Raw genomic sequence first — 17,375 nt, forward strand, 5'->3', positions numbered from 1 at the left:
AATTGAGGACAAGATATCATGCGTGTATTCAAACAATCTCTTATCGCCTTGATGCTGGCCAGTACCCTCACGCTGACGGGTTGTGGCTATAACACCTTACAGGTTAAAGATGAAGCGGTGACGGCTGCATGGTCAGAAGTGCAGAACCAGTACCAACGCCGTGCCGATCTGGTGCCGAATCTGGTCAATGTCGTGAAAGGTTATGCTGCACATGAAGAACAGGTGCTCACCGAAGTGACTCAGGCACGTGCCAATGTTGCCGGTTTAAAAGTAGATCGTGACGTACTGGAAGATCCTGAATTATTCCAGCGTTATCAGGAAGCACAGGCCCAGATGACCAGCGCCTTGTCTCGTCTTTTAGCTGTCACTGAGAATTATCCGGACCTGAAAGCGAATCAACAGTTCCGTGATTTACAGGTACAGCTAGAAGGGACTGAAAACCGGATTGCTGTGGCACGTAACCGTTATATTACCACGGTTCAGGACTTCAACTCTTATGCACGTCAGTTCCCGCAAGTCATGACCGCTAAAGTGATTGGTATGGACACCAAACCGAACTTTAGCGCCGAGCAAAGTGCACAGAAAGCGCCAACGGTTTCCTTTGAATAAGTAAGATCTGTAAATAAGCGAGAGATCAGATGTCCGAGATGCTGCTGAAATACTGTGCTGGTTTGCTTCTCATGCTGGGCATGGGAATGACAACGCATGTGTCAGCAGAAACAGCCACGGCTACAGATACTGAAGAAGTCATCGTAGCCCGTGAAATCTTGCAGCCTAAAAATAATAATCAAAATACTCAAACTCAAAATACAGAAACTGCAGCGTCACAGCCACAAATTGCCAATGACATGGCGGAAGGGCAGCTTCAGCGCGACTTGCCCAGCCTGAATGAACCGGTCATTGATCAGGCAAATTTACTGAGTCCCGCTGAAAAACAGCAACTCAGTCAGCGTATTCTGAAACTTTATAATGAAGGCAAAGGGCAAATAGGTGTAGTCATTGTTCCGACCACCGGGCAGGAAGATATTTTTGATTACTCCATGCGCGTTGCTGAAGCCTGGCAGCTGGGTTCAGCCAAACGTGATAACGGTTTGTTGATGACCATTGCCATTAATGATCGCCGTATTCAAATTTTGACCGGTTATGGCTTGGAGGGGATTCTACCCGATATTGTAGCGGGCCGTATTATTCATGACAAAATTACGCCATTTTTTAAGCAAGGTCAGTATGCACAAGGCATTGATTCCGGACTAACCGAAATTGAACGTATTTTAAATTTAGATCCTGAAATTGCTGCACAGGCAGCGGATGAAATCAAAGAGCGCCAGGAGCAAGCTTATCAAGCTCAAAAAGCATCGCAAGCTACTTTTGGAAGCGTTATCTTTATTATTATTGCAGGTGTTATTGGCTCCATGATCTTTGGTAAACGTCTGAGCGCAGCAATTGCAGCGGTGGCAGGTACAGCTGCCGGTCTGGTCAATGGCATGGGTTTGCTTGCAAGTTTAATGATTGGTACAGGTATTTTCTTTTTATTGATAACTTCTATAGCTCAGCTGATATTACATGCCTTTTTAGCCGGTGGCGGCCGAGGCGGCGGTAGTGGTCGAGGTGGTTTTGGCGGCGGCGGCTTCGGCGGTGGCGGTGGCGGTTTTGGTGGGGGAGGAGCATCAGGCTCATGGTAACAACTACAGATACAACAGAAATTGTCACACAACCGAAGCTGGAAGAATATGCACAGCCGAGTTTTAAGCGATGGTTCAAGCATTTCTTTTATATGCCAGCAACCAAGCGGTTTTTCTCTAAGCAAGATCAGCATGTAATTGCATTAGCTGTTGAAGAAGCTGAGCATGGGCATGTGGGGGAAATTCAGGTAGTGATTGAAGGCTGTTTACCTTCACGATCGGCCTATTATCAGGATACGTTGTGTCGTGCCCGTCAGTTGTTTGCTGAACTGGGCGTTTGGGACACCGAATATAACAGTGGTGTACTTCTCTACTTAAACCTTTGTGAACATAAGGTTGAAATTGTGATTGATCGTGGAATTAAGAATGCGACGACCCAGAAAGTTTGGGATGAAATCTGTCAAAACATTATTCACCATTTAGTCCAGCAGAAGTTTAAAGAAGGGGTAGTTGAAGGTGTTAAGCAGATTGGTCTGGTTTTAGATCAGTATTACGATCGTAAAATAGATGATTTACAGAATGAATTAGGGAATAAACCGATTATTCTGGGATGATTTTAGTCAACTAACTGACATTTTTTGTCAGTTAGTTACACAAAAGAAAACATAATAATTACAAAAATAAAAATATTTTTTTAAAGTGCTGTTTTTTCTGTCAAAATTACTATAATAAAACTTGGCACGTTAGATGCTAACTATAAATAGCTTTAACTTTTAAGCTTTATAAATAAACAATAAACATTTGTGGAGAATGTTATGAATACGATTCAAAAAGGTTTTACGCTTATCGAGTTAATGATCGTGATCGCGATTATCGGTATTTTGGCGGCTGTTGCACTACCTGCTTATCAAGATTACACCGTTCGTGCAAAAGTATCTGAAGGTATGTTGGCTGCATCTTCTTGTCGTACTGCAGTTACGGAAGCAATTGATTCAGGACTTGTTCCATTAGCAGGTCAGTGGGGTTGTGAGCAAGGTATAGGTACTAATGCTGCTGCTGCTTCGAAATATGTACAAAAAATTGAAGTTGCGAGTGCAAACCCTGCAATTGGTCGTATTACAGTTACATTAGCGACATTAGGTGAGCTAAAAGGTGCATCAGGTGAAAAAATCGTTATGACTCCTAAAACTGGTTCGGGTGCTACGGATTTCTTAACTGCAGCAACTGTTTCTGGTGTGGGTGGTGCAACTTCTAATTCAACTGGCGCAGCTGGTGCTTTAATTAAAGAATGGTCTTGTGGTCCAGAATCTACTGCGAAGGCAGTAACGATGGCTAAATATTTACCAGCATCTTGTCGTACGGCTCAAGGTTCTTAAATAAATAATATAAAAAAGCTGACTTTGGTCAGCTTTTTTATAATGAATTACAATGAGAATTATAGTTTTTATTATTTTAATTTTTTTTGGCTTATCTTATTTTATAGGTATATCTCCTTTTCCATGGACTGCATCTTCACAAGATTATTTATGGTTCTTAGGGCTTATATTATTTCTTGTCCTTTTTTATAAAAAAAATGTTAATGTCCCAATCTTACTAATTCCACTATTTATTATTTGTTTAATCCCTTTTATCCAATTTATATTCGGTCAGGTTTATTATTTTTCGACCACTTTTTTTAGTTTCTGTTTTTTATTTGGATTTTTAGCTTCAATTCTCTATGGCTATAATAGTACTCGGTTAGCAGGAAAAGAAAATATAATTAAGTATATTGCATACTTTTTTAGTTTAGTTGGGTTTTTTAGTAGCTTATTGGCTATAGCACAATGGCTTCAAATTTCTCATCCTTATATGTTAAATTTAAGTCATAATCGACCTTATGCGAATTTAGGACAGCCAAATCAATTGGCAACACTGCTCATACTCAGTATTTGTAGTCTTTTATTTTTATATGAGCGTATGAGGTCTAAAAGTGTATTTTTAATTCTTTCTCTCCCTATTATAGTTTGGGCACTTGCATTAACTCAGTCAAGAACAACATGGGTTACTTTATTTATATTATTTATTATTTACATCGTTAAAAAAGTTCGATTTGAAAAAAAATCAACGGCTTATATCGCTTTAATTTCAGTATTTATTTATTTATTTATTTTTATATTCAATGCTGAGATTTCTGAATATTTAAATCTAGTCAAGCCAATTCCAATGCAAGAACGACTGAATGGGGGGGTAGGTCGTATTGAAATGTGGAAGCATATGTACTATGCCGCAATGCAACAACCATGGTTAGGTTATGGTTGGTTTCAAACAACAATCGCACAGCTAGAAGGTGTTTTAATATTTAAAAATGAAGGGAATTTATCAAGCGCACATAATATTGTGATTGATTTAGTCTTGTGGGTGGGTATTCCATTTACAGTCTTAATTATTGGATATGGTTTATATCTTATCAAACGAATTTTTTTAAGTATTCACAGTTTGCCACAGTTATATGTGTTTATGATGATGCTATGTATATTAGTGCATGCTCAACTTGAGTTTCCTTTATATTATAGCTATTTTTTATTTCCATTAGGCTTCTTTATTGGTGTATTACTTATTGATTGTAATTGTAAATATTTTTTGTTGAATGAAAAATTAAAACAATCGATTTTTCTTATTTGCATTTGTTTCTATGCTTTAATATTTAAACAGTATGATCAATGGCTAACTAATTTTGGTTATGCATCTGGTATGCAAAATACTGGAAAATCACAACACCAAAATTCTCTGTTATTTTCTCAATTTTCAGATCGAGCAGATTTTATTGTTGCAAAAATAGATCATAATTACACTGAATCAAATTTAGAATTTTTTGAGCATTATGTGAAAAGCCAGCCAACTGAGTATAATTTATATAAAATGGCTCAAATTTTTTATTTTAATGAAAGTATGGTTAGAGCTACTTATTATCTTGACGTATATAATGCGCTTTATAATAAAAAAGCATTATTTGAAGATTTATCGAAAATTAATACCAGTCAGGATAATGGTATTTCATCATTATTCGAAAAAAGTGTTAGTACACTAAATTTAAATATGAAGTGATGATTTATGTCTAAGCGTATTCGGTTTTTTATTAAACATTTAACTTTGTCATTGGTTGTAGCTTTATTATTGCTCGGCTTAGTATTTCTGTTTTGGTATCCAGCACCACTTGCAAAAGCTGTTGGGGTAACAAGCATTATTTTGATGCTATTCGTGATTGATATCATTATTGGTCCTTTATTAGGATTATTGGTCTATAAAGAGCATAAAAAATCGTTAAAATTTGATCTGACAATCATCATTTTGGTTCAAATGTCAGCTTTATTGTATGGCGTATTTACACTTGAGCAAGGTAGACCTGTATGGATTGTTTATAATGTTGATCGTTTTGAGCTAGTTCGAAAAAATGAAATCATTAATGATAATCTTGAAAAGGCGCGACCGCAATTTAAGCAGGTTTCATTTTTTAAGCCACAATATGTAATGGTTGAAAATTCAAAAGATAATAAACAGAGAAATGAAGATTTATTTACAGAAGTTTTCGGTGGGGTATCTTTATCACAAATGCCGGACCGTTATATTGAATTTGATCAAAAAATATTACTTAAAGGTAAATATATAAAAAATCTTGATTCTTTATATAATTATAATGAAAAGTCTGCGGTAGAGAAAATTTTCAATAGCACACCTAAGGCTTCAGGCTATGTGCCCCTAAAAGCGAATCAAACAGACATGACTGTATTACTTGATAAACATGGTCAGCCACTCAAGATAGTCGATTTACGTCCTTGGAAGTAAGTGCCCTATTTAAGTTTTTCAAAAAAGCAGATTACCTTTTAATCTGCTTTTTGCTTATCATGTGCAACATCGAAAAGCATTGATACTTTCATGAAAGCCACACTTGCCCTCATTGCAGCCATTCTTATCTCCCTCGCATGGCTCATCCCTGTCCATTACCGACCTTGGGTGACCTATACCGGTGAGCTATATGCATTTTTTGCCTTATTTTCTTTAGCGGCAATTTGCCTCAAAGAAAAACTCAAAATTCCAGCTCTCAGTCTGCCATTATTGCTACTCGCCTGTGTACCACTGATACATTTTCTGACAGGACAGGTATTTTTCTTTAGCACTGCCATGATGGGCTTTATTTTTGTTTTTAGCTTTTGGCTGGCAAGTGTACTTGGCTATAATTTTTCTACAGGAAACAATAGCCGAGAAGAAACCTTTACCCATTTAAGCTATGTATTCTTGGTGTCAGGCACCATTACAGGCTTAATTGCTCTATGTCAGTGGATAAATCTGGATTCAGTCTTGCTAGGCATGGTGAATATCAGTGGTACTCAACGTCCCTATGCCAATTTTGCCCAGCCAAATAATATGGCGACGTTTTTACTTATGTCGCTGATGAGTTGCCTATATCTTTATGAAAAGAAAAAGATTCAAACAAAGTGGTTAATGACTTGCGCATTACCGATCATTATGGGCATCGCGCTTAGCCAATCCCGTACCTCGTGGGTAGCTGCCATAGCCATCATGATTTATCTTGCCATTTATCAATATAAAGGCATTATTCGTCTGAAATGGTATTACAGCAGTCTCTTGCTATTCCTATTTATTTTCTTTATCTGGTTGTTCCCTGTATTGAGTCTACTGATTGCACAGATGACAGATGCAGAGGTGATCCGTAGTCGTGAGTTGGTATCACGTGCAACTGGTGATATGTCACGACTCGCCATCTGGCAGCAAATGTTGGCCGCGATTCAGGCCCAGCCATGGTTTGGTTATGGTTGGTATCAAACCAGTGTTGCTTTTGTCTCGATAACTGATACGGTTCAGGGTCCGGTCTGGATTCGTAGCGCACATAATTTTATTATCGATTTCCTGATCTGGAACGGGGCAGTGATTGGTGTGCCTTTCTTGGCTTATTTCGGCTACTTGGGCTATCAAATGCAGCGATGGGTAAAGACGCCGGAGTCAGTCATTGGCATATTAATGATCGGTACTTTTGTTACGCATGCGATGTTTGAATTTCCACAGCACTATGCCTATTTCCTATTACCAGTGGGTTTTATTATGGGGACAGTACTGGCGCAGCGTTCAGATGTAGCTAAGCAGCTTGTCATGCCGGTATGGTTAATGAAAGTAGTCTTCATTACAGGTGTTATTTTAATTGCAGTCATTTACCGAGATTATGATACCGCTGTACCAAAACTCGGACAAAGTATTCGTTATGAGAAGCAGCCAGAAAAAATCACCAATGAAAAACCAATTTATTTGCTGACCGAGTTTAATCATCGCATTGCCTGGATTCGTCTGAATCTTTATAGCAAGGCATCTGCTGATCAGATTCTGGAAGGTGAACAAATGGTCTTGAGTTATCCGACTAAATATAACCTGATCAAATATGCCAAACTTTTAGCTTTTAATGGATATGAGGCGGAAGCCAAGCATCAGCTGCAACGCTTAAAGATCATTCAGAAAACTGAAATGAGTTATAAAGAGTTAACGCAGGATATGCCGCGCTAAATACAAAAAAGCCAGCAGCTGCTGGCTTTTTCTTGGCTTAATTTTAAGTTTAGAGCTGACTTTGAATATAGTTTTCGATGCCAATGCTTTCGATCAAATCAATTTGTGTTGTGGTCCAGTCCAGATAGTTTTCTTCTTTCTCTAGGATTTCCTGAACCAAATCACGCGTTACATAATCCATTTGGGTTTCAGCCAGCGCGACTGCTTTGTGGATGACTTCAATATTTTCTTTGACTTTACGCACGTCACAATGCAGCACTTCTTGAGTATGCTGACCGATATACAGCTTGCCCAGATTCTGTAAATTCGGCAGGCCTTCCAAAAATAAAATACGTTCAATAATTTTGTCGGCATGTTTCATCTGAACAATGGATTCTTTATATTCTGCCGAGCCCAGTTTCTCAATGCCCCAGTCATTAAACATGCGCGAATGCAGGAAATACTGGTTAATGGCAGTTAAGTGGTGATACAACACCTGATTGAGCTGATTAATCACATCACGATTGCCTTTCATCGCATAACTCCATTTGGACCTGTTTTATCTTTCTAAGAAAGCACTCTAATCCTGATAGTAAAGCAAGACAGGGGCAAATGGCGAGTAATTTATCAAATCAAACGTAAAACCTCGTTTTCAAGGCAGGGATATAAATGAGTGACCTAAGCCATACGACATGAAATGTCGTTTCAAATTAACATTTTTAACTTTGGATATTCTATTGGTTATTTTCATTGATAAAATAATCGCATGAAAACACTTAAATTACGCATTAAAGATAAACATTCCAAGATATTAGAGCAATTAGCATCTGAAGTGAATTTCGTCTGGAATTATGTCAATGATTTAAGCTTTAAACACCTTAAAAGAAAAGGTGAATTTCTCAGTGCTTACGATATTGCTGAATATACGAAAGGTACATCTAGGCTTTGTGGGTTACATAGTCAAACCATTCAGGCTATTACCGAAGAATTAGTCATACGCAGAAAGCAATTCAAGAAGACCAAACTAAGATGGCGGGTCAGTCATAAGAAACCAGCCAGAAGATCACTAGGTTGGATACCCTTTAAGAAAGTAGCAATCAAGTATGCTGATGGCCATATCCAGTATGGCAAGCATCAGTTTAAAATATGGGATAGCTATGGACTGTCAAATTACAGTATCAAGACTGGTTCGTTTGTCGAGGATGCGCGTGGCCGCTGGTATGTCTGCTTAGTTGTGAATAGCCCTAAAATTGAGAAATCGACTGCGACTAATTTGATTGGGATTGATCTGGGCTTAAAGGATATAGCCACTTGTTCGGATGGTACGATAATTTCAAATCCCAAGTTCTACCGTCAATATGAACAGAAATTAGGGATTGCTCAACGAGCGAAAAATAGAAAACGGGTCCGTGCATTACACGCCAAGATTGCAAACTGTCGTAAAGACCATTTGCACAAAGCGAGTACAATGCTTATAAAGAAAAATGCACTAATTGTTGTAGGCGATCTGAGTGCGAAAAAACTGGTGAAAACCAAGATGGCGAAGTCTGTTCTGGATACCGGATTTTCAGCATTCAAGACCATGCTCAAGTATAAATGCGAGAACGCAGGAGTATGGTTTGAAGAAGTTAGTGAAAGTTTCACAACCCAAATGTGTTCATGCTGTGGTGAGGTCACTGCAAGCAGTCCGAAAGGTAGAGCAGATTTGCGAATAAGAGTATGGGAATGTGAAAACTGTTCAAGTGTTCTGGATCGGGACTTGAATAGTGCTAAGAACATACTTGCGCTTGGGCATAAGCGTCTCGCAGGAGGAATCAGCTCTATTTAGAGAGGTGAGGATGTCAAGGAACAGCAAATGAAAATCGACATCGAATCGATTCAGACTCAGATGAATGGCAATAAAAACCCGCCAGAGTCAAAGGCGGGGGAGGAGTAATGATCAAAGATCATTGTTTTTCATTATGCTTATTGGGAGAAATCTTTCTAAATTTATGCTGCAACAGCCAGTCGAGCTGCAATTTGTGAAACCTCATCACTGATGATCATGCGGGCTTCTGGTGCGCAGCGGCCACAGCAAGTTCCCAAGTCCAACATATCGCGGACATCACGATAACTTTCAGCGCCATTTGCAATAGCATCTTTAATGTCTTGATCTGTAATGCCACGGCATAGACAAACGTACATAGGACACAACCACAGTGATTAAATAAGATAAGTAATATTATTGATAATTGTTATCGTTTGTCAATAAAAATCATTTGAAATAGCTTTTATCATGATTGATGATTTAGATAAAAAAACACCACCTGAGCGGAAATCTAAGTATTAATTAAATTTCCGCGCAAGAGCGATTCATGATTTAGAATGAGATATTGCAGGGTGGGGACTGAGTGATTTTTATAACTTATTGATTAATTATGACAATGCCATCCATTTCAACCAAGGCATCTTTAGGCAGGCCGGCCACACCTAAAGCGGCACGTGCTGGATAGGGTTGGGCAAAATACTCCCCCATAATTTGATTGACCAGTTGAAAGTGAGATAAGTCGGTCAGAAAAATATTCAGTTTGGCGATATCTGCCAAAGAGCCACCAGCGGCTTCACAGACTGCTTTTAAGTTATCAAACACCCGGCGAATTTGAGCTTCAATGCCTTCAACCAGTTCCATACTATAAGGATCCAGGCCAATTTGACCGGATAGATACAGGGTATCGCCTACAAGAATAGCTTGCGAATAAGTGCCAATCGCAGCAGGGGCATTTTCAGTATGGATTACTTGGCGGGACATTAATTTCTCCTTTTATCATCGACATACATCATATTCGATCAATTCGGCCGATCAAAGCACTATCGTTTTAAATGATTAACTCGCTTTAGAGGCTTCACTGAAAACGACGGGCTGTGCCAGGCGGATAATTCGTGGAAAACCGAAATACATGCGTAAATCGCGGATAATCTGCGCGATCTGTTTACGGTTATGCACCACGATATTGACATAGGTTTTGTCATCCTGAGTACGCACCATTTCCACCCCGGAATGCGCTTTACGGCATTGGTAAATCAGGTCGGAAATCTGCTCGTCATTCATGTCCAGGTCAATGCTAAGATAGGCAGTAAAGCTGATATCTTCCAGATCATCAGAGGTCCACTGCAACAACATGATATTTTCTGGATGCTGATGCTGTTCATGCAGTAGGTTATGACAGCGCGCACGATGCACAATCAGACCGCGACGGGTCAAATGACCCTGAATCGGATCACCCAGCACAGGATTGCAGCAATGTGCATATTTGACATCGACACCTTCCGTTCCCTGAATCAGACGATCTGAACTGGCAATATTCTGATGCTGATCTTGGGCAAATAAATGATTGGCCACCAGTTGCGGTAATAAATCACCGACTGCAATCTGTTCAAACAGCTGTTCCTTGCTGGAAACATGGCGCCATTCCAAGAGGTTCTTCCAGTCTGCTTCAGTCAGATCGCGAATTGAACGATGGAATAGTTTCAAGGCACGATTGAGAGCCTGTTGTCCAACCAGACGTTGCTCATCTGGATCCTGATCACGCAGAATATTTTGAATAGCACGACGAGCTTTTTGGGTATTGATGAAACTGAGCCAATCCGGATTAGGAGTCGCAAGGACATCAGTAATGATTTCGACCACCTGACCACTGACTAAAGGAGTCGACAGGGGTTTGGTTTCATTGTTAATTTTTGCACCAACCGCATGGTTGCCTAGGAATAAACTCGCGGCATAAGCAAAGTCAACCGCCGTGGCGCCTTGCGGCAATTCATGTAAATGACCGTGTGGGGTATAGACCCAGATTTTTTCCTGATGTAAATAGTCCAGTAGTTCACTGAAAGTGGTTTTGGCACATTCACCATCGACCAGTACATTCAGATTCTGCATTGAGGCCTGAATCGCAGAGCGGCAGGCCTGAGGAGCACTTTCACCGAGCACGACGCCAAAACGTGCCGCTTTACGCATGAGTTCTGTTTGAATGGTAAGCGATAGGGTCGTCTCTTCGCCTTTCAAACGCATCATTAAGGACTGGTTGCCTCCCGGTAATGGGCGGCGGATATGATCTTCATAACTCTGGATTTTAAAACTTTGCGTCAGAATTTCTGCCAGTCGGTCACAGTCCGCAATGCTCTGTAAAATAATTTCAAAAGCATGGCTGTGAGTCAATTCTTGTAGATCGATGTCATTTTTAACGAAGTGACGCAGTAGCTCAATGTTGTTATTTTTCTTCTTAATTCGACCCTGAATGGCATTCTGTTGCAGCAGTTCGGTCAGGTTCTTTTCCCACTTGGCCTGATATTCACAACGTTTTGGCTTGGTTTCCAGCAGGGCGGCCTGCACATTATTATACATGTCCAGATCTAGATTCTGATAACAAAGATGTTCCAGGTTATCGGCCATTTCATTCATGCCGACAATACGTGCCATTGGAACAAAAATTTCAAAGGTTTCGCGGGCAATACGCGCGCGTTTGTCGGGACGCAGTGCGTCCAAAGTGGTCATGTTGTGATAACGGTCGGCCAGTTTCACGATAATGACACGTGGATCTTGTAGAGTCGCTTGCAGGATTTTCCGGAAAGAAGCCGCTTTATTATATTCTTTATCGCTGGAATGACTCAGTTTGGTGACACCATCGACCAGTTCAGCGACGGTAAAACCAAAAATCTTGCTAATATCGTCTTTGTTGAACTCAGTATCTTCAATCACATCATGCAGCAGGGCAGCCATTAAAGTTTCAGTGTCCAAACGCATATGCGCCAAGATACAGCTGACCGCAATCGGATGCAGAATATAGGGTTCACCACTTTTACGCACAATCCCGTCATGCGCCATATCTGCATAATCACAGGCCGCAAGCACACGTTCGACATCGCTTTCACTTAAATACGCATCGATAATGATCTCTAACTGCTGCTTGGCTTGACTGACCTGTGGGCCTGGCATAAAACACCTTTTCAACTGAATTTTTTACAAATAAAACCTGAAAGCATTCTAGAAATGTGAATTTCTTGGCTTGATGGTTTTTTGCTGCTACAGAGCAGAAAACCAATACAAACTTGATAGCTAACCCTTATGTTATAACCGTTCTGGCATAAATATAAAAGTCACATAACAAAAAAAGCCTAGTTTAGAACTAGGCTTTTTCAGTGACGATCTCTTATTGGAAAGAAAAACCGTCTAAGTTTAGATTATTTGCAGAAAGTGCAAGGTCTAGACTTGATGTTTGATAGTCTTGATCACGTTGTTTCAAAATATCTTTTGAGACATGACCTGAAGCGATTTCACGTAAAGCAACAACAGTCGGTTTGTCATTGTCCCATTCTACAGTTGGTTCAATACCTTGACGTGCCAATTGACGCGCGCGCTTGCTTGCCACTAGTACAAGCTCAAAGCGGTTGTCTACATGGTCTAAACAATCTTCAACGGTGACGCGTGCCATAAGAATTCTCGTTTGAATAATAAATTTTAACAGACTGCACAGTATAAAAGGCTTTGTCTATAGACTCAAGTTTTAATCACTGTTCAGTTGGTGTGATGAGCTGCTGAATCAGTTTTTCATGACGGTTGGCCTGTTGCGACAAGGTCAAGCGGTTAGCGATAATGACCGCTTCCAGGTCATGCAGCGCCTTATTAAAGTCATCATTGATAATAATATAGTCAAAGTTGCTATATTGTTGCATATCTTCTACCGCGCAGCTGAGACGATGTTCGATCACATCCACCGTGTCGGTGCCGCGGTTAGACAGGCGTTCACGCAGGTCAAACTGGCTTGGTGGCAGAATAAAGATTTGTTTTGATTCAGGAAATAAGCGACGGACCTGCTGTGCACCCTGCCAGTCAATCTCGAGCAGGACATCATGACCTTTAGCCAGTTGTTCTTTTACAGTCGCTTGCGCAGTACCATAATAGTTACCAAAGACTTCAGCATATTCAATAAAGCCACCTTCATTGACCAGATTGAGAAAATCTTCTTTGGTAGAGAAGTGGTAATGCACACCATCGAGTTCGCCAGGTCGTTGACCGCGTGTCGTATGAGAAACAGAAACATGAAGATTGTTGACACGTTCAAGTAATGCTTTAACGAGGGATGTTTTGCCTGTTCCAGACGCAGCAGAAACGACAAACAAGAGACCCGACATGATATTTTTCCTGATATGATAAAATATCTTCTCTATTTTAGAGTAGAGCGACTTTAAACTAAATAGTTGTACGTCGATTGTTTTACATTTATTTCAATTGTTGCAGCATAAATTGAGTGAGTATTGAGGATTCTATGGAAATTGTTTTAGCCAACCCGCGTGGTTTCTGTGCTGGTGTGGATCGTGCCATTGCGATCGTGAACCGTGCCCTAGAATGCTTTAACCCACCAATTTATGTGCGTCATGAAGTGGTGCACAACAAATTTGTGGTCGATGACTTACGCCAGCGTGGTGCAATTTTTGTTGATGAGCTGGATGAAGTGCCTGACGATAATATCGTGATTTTTAGTGCACATGGTGTTTCGAAAGCCGTCCAGCTTGAGGCTGAACGCCGTGGTTTAAAAGTTTTTGACGCGACTTGCCCGTTGGTCACTAAAGTACATATTGAAGTGACGAAATATGCACGCGAAGGAGTGGAAGCCATTCTGATTGGGCATGAGGGACACCCAGAAGTTGAAGGTACCATGGGCCAATATGACAAGAAAAATGGCGGTGATATCTATTTAGTAGAAGACGAAGAAGACGTTGCTGCGTTAACTGTGCGAAATCCTGAAAAAGTAGCATTTGTCACTCAAACCACTTTATCAATTGATGATACGGCGAAAGTGATTGATGCCTTACGTCAAAAATTCCCAATGATCCAAGGCCCGCGTAAAGATGATATTTGCTACGCTACGCAAAACCGTCAGGATGCAGTGCGCGATCTGGCTGAACGTTGTGATGTAGTCTTAGTTGTGGGTTCACCAAATTCATCTAACTCAAACCGTTTGCGTGAACTGGCTGAACGTATGGGTAAATCTGCTTATCTGGTTGATAATGCCGATGAGCTCAAACAGGAATGGTTTGCAGAAAATATCCAGATTGGGGTAACAGCAGGCGCGTCAGCACCGGAAATTCTGATTAAGCAGGTCATTCAGCGGTTACAGGACTGGGGTGCGCAGGCACCGCACGAATTAGATGGAAGAGAAGAGAATATTACTTTTAGCTTACCGAAAGAATTGCGTATTCCAGTCACTCAAGCTTAAGATGTGACGCACTTATCACCTGATTTATAGTTTTTTTAAAACAGATAACTGCTTTTTGCAGTTATCTGTTTTTTTATGCCATTTATCTCTAATTGTGTAGGTTTTGTAACTTTAATATGTATTATTTTAACTGGGTTAAAGTTTTAGTTTGGGGGCAGCATGCAGAAAGAAAAAGGATTTACCTTAATTGAGCTGATGGTGACGATTGCGGTGTTGGCGATTGTTGCAAGTATAGCTGCTCCTTCGTTTGGGAATTTATTGATAAAAGAAAATCTCAAAACTACAGCTTACAATATAAGAGATACTTTAAAGGAAGCTAGAAGCCGAGCTGTATTAAATCGAAATGAAACAGTCCTCTGCACATCGATCAATAAGTCTGCTAGTGCAGTAACTGAAAGCGTATGTGGAGCACATTTAACTAATTACTCTAGCATGACAAACTCTCTCAAAAACACTAGTGTTTTTATTGTAAATGTGGAAAAGAAAATTACTTTAAAGAATACCTCGGATGACAGCTTTGTTTTTTCATCTAGAGGAAATTTAAATGGTACTAAAACTATTACTTTATGTTCTTCAGTCGGGTCTTATATTTTATCAGTTAGCATTCCTGGAACTGTAGATATTTCTCAAGGAGCTGCATGCTAATGATAAATAGTCATTATCAGAAAGGTGTGGGACTGATGGAAGTGTTAGTAGCGATGCTAATTCTGGCAATTGCAATTCTGGGTTATGCGGCCTTACAAGTTAGAGCAACTACTGCGACTGAAGAATCAATGAAAAGATCGGATGCTCTGATTATTTTAAATGGGTTGGCAGAAAAAATTAGATTAAATCCGAATGGAGATTATAAGGAAGCAATACCAGAGGATTTGCCTGATTGTAGCAATGGATGTGATGCAGACGATCAAGCTTTATATGATTTAAAACAATATGGTGATGCAGCCTTGACTAAAGATATTACTTTGGGGGTGATCGATTGTTTGAATACATCAGAAAGCCAAAAAAGATTGTGCTTAATTGCTGCATGGAATGACACTGAGGCAATTACGGATGCTAAAGCAAGTTCGGAAGCTGAAACACCTGAGAATGCATGTTTAAAAACAGATGGTAAATATGTGAGTGACTCAAACTGCTTGGTGTTGGAGGCATATTAATGAAAATTACTCATCAATCAGGTTTTACCCTTATAGAACTCATGATTGCTATCACTCTCGGATTGATTCTGGTGGCGGTGGCTATTCAACTATTGATTAGTGGACAAGTGAATTATCGCATTCAGACTTCAGCATCTTCATTACAAGATAGTGGAGTTTTTGCTGTCAACTATGTGACTAAGAATATTAGATTGGCGAATCACGGTAATGCAGGTGCAATGAATGATGAGTCACTTTATGGAGGAATTGTTCTAAGTAATCAAACTAGTGGATCAGCTACTCCTTTGGCAGATGGAAATTTAAAGGGATTAAAAATAGGAACATCTTTATTAAGTGGAAGTAACTTAGTTTCATCTAATTTAAATAACGATAGTGCATTTGATAGCTATTTAAAAAGTGATCAGTTGGTAATAATTTATCAAGCTCCCCAGAATATGTTTACATGCACTGGTCAAAAAGTGAAGGGACCTATTAAGACAGCTACCACTCATTCTAAAGGTTGGTATGTAATTGAAAGATATTATATAAATAAAGTTTCTGGTAAGGATGAAGCAAATTTGAATTGCTCCGATGCAATGTTTATTGCGACGGGGGAGATTGTTCCTCAAACGTATGAGTCAACCACAATTTCAGCGGTAAATACGCTTACCGGAAGCTATGCGACAAATCCGGGTGAAATGATTGCTAAAAATGTTGAGTACATGCGAGTACAGCTAATTGTCAGGAATAATAACGGCTCAACTCGTACTCTTGGAATAGATGAATATAACAATATCGCTATCACGGCTAGTGTTAAACATCGGCCAGCTGTTATAGGGATAAATTTAGGCTGGCTGGTTAGATCATCTGAAAAAGTGGCAATGTCAAATAAAAACAGTTTTGTTGTTTTGGATAAAACGATAACTGCGCCAAGTGATGGTTATATGCGACATGTATATACCACTACAGTTGCTTTGCGTAATGGTGGATTAGGAGATGTTATTCAATGATAAATCGTTCTAATTACCAGACAGGTGCAACACTTATTACGGTATTAATATTATTAGTATTAATTACTATTATTGGTTTATACGCAATACGTAACAGTATTTTTAGTTTAAAAATCGCAACTAATGCACAGGTTCAAACTTTATTAATGCAAACTTCTGATGTTGCATTAGATCATCTAGAAAAAAACTTTAATACAAATGAATCAGAAAATTTAGCTGGAACTCCAGTGGGGCATGTTTTACTCGATGGTAATGAAGGTAAAGAATTACAATTGTGTTTTAAGCCAACTGAAGTAGAAGTAAATAAAAGTAAGGTAAAAAATAATTTATTTTTTAATCTAAGTGATTTTAGGATTATAGAAAGAAAAGCAAAAAATTCTATTGAAGCTAAATCGACTGCAGAATCAGGAAATATTAATGCATTTTGCGATCCAACTTCTATGTTCTCTATAAGCCGCAAGGCAATTGTAACCCAAGTTGCTGTTGTAAGTCCGGATGATCCTGCTATTGAAGTTAATCGCTTTGAATATGTCAATAAAGGCGGGGATCCAAAAGATTCTACTAATACTAATACTAAACGAGTAAGAGTCACAGTTACCTCGTTTGCTCCTGCTATGACATCAGCGAGTATTGCCGACATGAATGTATGTCTAAGAAATAGATTAATGGATGACTCATTATTAAAAAATCGTGCAGATACTACCTTAGGGCAAGTAAAGATAGAGACTTTACATGAATGTTTAAATAAATTGGGTGTTCCATTAAATACACAAGTGGCTGAGTATATTGTTCGATTAAATGAATCGAAATCAAACATTTAAATAAGGGGTA

Annotated in this window: 19 protein-coding genes; 13 read left to right on the plus strand and 6 right to left on the minus strand. The window is 39.4% G+C overall.

Annotated elements, in window-relative coordinates; all coding sequences use genetic code 11:
• The first annotated feature begins 18 nt into the window (after positions 1–18).
• The 7 genes from H0S56_RS01580 to H0S56_RS01610 all read left to right on the plus strand — a co-directional run bounded on the left by H0S56_RS01580 (position 19) and on the right by H0S56_RS01610 (position 7,172).
• Positions 19–609, plus strand: coding sequence for a LemA family protein (locus H0S56_RS01580; protein WP_195725510.1), 591 nt, complete (start codon positions 19–21; stop codon positions 607–609).
• Positions 610–638: 29 nt separating this feature from the next.
• Positions 639–1,682: a TPM domain-containing protein gene (locus tag H0S56_RS01585; protein ID WP_195725511.1), complete on the plus strand. Its 1,044-nt coding sequence runs from the start codon at positions 639–641 to the stop codon at positions 1,680–1,682.
• A complete protein-coding gene (locus tag H0S56_RS01590) occupies positions 1,676–2,236 on the plus strand; it encodes a TPM domain-containing protein (protein WP_195725512.1) in 561 nt (186 codons plus the stop codon). Before H0S56_RS01585 ends, H0S56_RS01590 begins: the two co-directional genes overlap by 7 nt.
• 201 nt (positions 2,237–2,437) lie before the next feature.
• The gene (locus H0S56_RS01595; RefSeq protein ID WP_195725513.1) at positions 2,438–2,998 is read left to right on the plus strand and encodes a pilin; all 561 of its coding nucleotides are present in this window, start codon (positions 2,438–2,440) and stop codon (positions 2,996–2,998) included.
• 52 nt (positions 2,999–3,050) lie between these two features.
• The gene (locus H0S56_RS01600; RefSeq protein ID WP_195725514.1) at positions 3,051–4,706 is read left to right on the plus strand and encodes an O-antigen ligase family protein; all 1,656 of its coding nucleotides are present in this window, start codon (positions 3,051–3,053) and stop codon (positions 4,704–4,706) included.
• 6 nt (positions 4,707–4,712) lie between these two features.
• Positions 4,713–5,444: a TfpX/TfpZ family type IV pilin accessory protein gene (gene tfpZ / locus H0S56_RS01605; protein WP_195725515.1), complete on the plus strand. Its 732-nt coding sequence runs from the start codon at positions 4,713–4,715 to the stop codon at positions 5,442–5,444.
• 90 nt (positions 5,445–5,534) lie between these two features.
• Positions 5,535–7,172, plus strand: coding sequence for a PglL family O-oligosaccharyltransferase (locus H0S56_RS01610; RefSeq protein WP_195725516.1), 1,638 nt, complete (start codon positions 5,535–5,537; stop codon positions 7,170–7,172).
• Positions 7,173–7,221: 49 nt separating this feature from the next.
• Here the strand turns inward: H0S56_RS01610 and bfr are convergent, their stop codons facing one another.
• A complete protein-coding gene (gene bfr, locus H0S56_RS01615) occupies positions 7,222–7,686 on the minus strand; it encodes a heteropolymeric bacterioferritin subunit Bfr (protein ID WP_195725517.1) in 465 nt (154 codons plus the stop codon).
• 231 nt (positions 7,687–7,917) lie between these two features.
• On the opposite strand from bfr, the gene H0S56_RS01620 reads away from it, so the two are divergent.
• Complete coding sequence (locus H0S56_RS01620) at positions 7,918–8,979, plus strand: RNA-guided endonuclease InsQ/TnpB family protein (protein WP_195725518.1); 1,062 nt, start codon at positions 7,918–7,920, stop codon at positions 8,977–8,979.
• A gap of 161 nt (positions 8,980–9,140) precedes the next feature.
• Here H0S56_RS01620 and H0S56_RS01625 read toward each other — a convergent pair whose 3' ends face one another.
• The 5 genes from H0S56_RS01625 to gmk all read right to left on the minus strand — a co-directional run bounded on the left by H0S56_RS01625 (position 9,141) and on the right by gmk (position 13,316).
• A complete protein-coding gene (locus H0S56_RS01625; RefSeq protein ID WP_004644972.1) occupies positions 9,141–9,335 on the minus strand; it encodes a bacterioferritin-associated ferredoxin in 195 nt (64 codons plus the stop codon).
• Between the two features lie 220 nt (positions 9,336–9,555).
• Positions 9,556–9,939, minus strand: a complete 384-nt coding sequence (locus H0S56_RS01630; protein ID WP_005101316.1) for a RidA family protein — start codon at positions 9,937–9,939, stop codon at positions 9,556–9,558.
• Between the two features lie 75 nt (positions 9,940–10,014).
• Positions 10,015–12,120 carry a RelA/SpoT family protein gene (locus H0S56_RS01635; protein WP_005101314.1) on the minus strand — a complete coding sequence of 702 codons (2,106 nt, stop codon included), beginning with the start codon at positions 12,118–12,120 and terminating at the stop codon, positions 10,015–10,017.
• Between the two features lie 214 nt (positions 12,121–12,334).
• Entirely contained in the window at positions 12,335–12,616 is a 282-nt protein-coding gene (rpoZ, locus tag H0S56_RS01640; RefSeq protein WP_004281186.1) for a DNA-directed RNA polymerase subunit omega, read from the minus strand.
• A gap of 76 nt (positions 12,617–12,692) precedes the next feature.
• Positions 12,693–13,316, minus strand: a complete 624-nt coding sequence (gmk, locus tag H0S56_RS01645) for a guanylate kinase (RefSeq protein WP_114541860.1) — start codon at positions 13,314–13,316, stop codon at positions 12,693–12,695.
• 134 nt (positions 13,317–13,450) lie between these two features.
• Between gmk and ispH the strand changes: the two genes are divergently transcribed.
• The 5 genes from ispH to H0S56_RS01670 all read left to right on the plus strand — a co-directional run bounded on the left by ispH (position 13,451) and on the right by H0S56_RS01670 (position 17,365).
• Positions 13,451–14,401 (plus strand): 4-hydroxy-3-methylbut-2-enyl diphosphate reductase, encoded by a 951-nt coding sequence (gene ispH, locus H0S56_RS01650; protein WP_195725519.1) that lies wholly within the window; start codon positions 13,451–13,453, stop codon positions 14,399–14,401.
• 159 nt (positions 14,402–14,560) lie between these two features.
• Positions 14,561–15,046 (plus strand): GspH/FimT family pseudopilin, encoded by a 486-nt coding sequence (locus tag H0S56_RS01655; RefSeq protein WP_195725520.1) that lies wholly within the window; start codon positions 14,561–14,563, stop codon positions 15,044–15,046.
• Positions 15,046–15,555 carry a type IV pilus modification protein PilV gene (gene pilV, locus H0S56_RS01660; RefSeq protein WP_086044408.1) on the plus strand — a complete coding sequence of 170 codons (510 nt, stop codon included), beginning with the start codon at positions 15,046–15,048 and terminating at the stop codon, positions 15,553–15,555. Before H0S56_RS01655 ends, pilV begins: the two co-directional genes overlap by 1 nt.
• Positions 15,555–16,544 carry a PilW family protein gene (locus H0S56_RS01665; protein ID WP_085064354.1) on the plus strand — a complete coding sequence of 330 codons (990 nt, stop codon included), beginning with the start codon at positions 15,555–15,557 and terminating at the stop codon, positions 16,542–16,544. The genes pilV and H0S56_RS01665 overlap by 1 nt, the downstream gene beginning before the upstream one ends.
• Positions 16,541–17,365, plus strand: a complete 825-nt coding sequence (locus tag H0S56_RS01670; RefSeq protein ID WP_004809945.1) for a hypothetical protein — start codon at positions 16,541–16,543, stop codon at positions 17,363–17,365. Before H0S56_RS01665 ends, H0S56_RS01670 begins: the two co-directional genes overlap by 4 nt.
• Positions 17,366–17,375 lie beyond the last annotated feature (10 nt).

Source organism: Acinetobacter lwoffii (assembly GCF_015602705.1).
In the GTDB taxonomy this organism is placed as follows: domain Bacteria; phylum Pseudomonadota; class Gammaproteobacteria; order Pseudomonadales; family Moraxellaceae; genus Acinetobacter; species Acinetobacter lwoffii_E.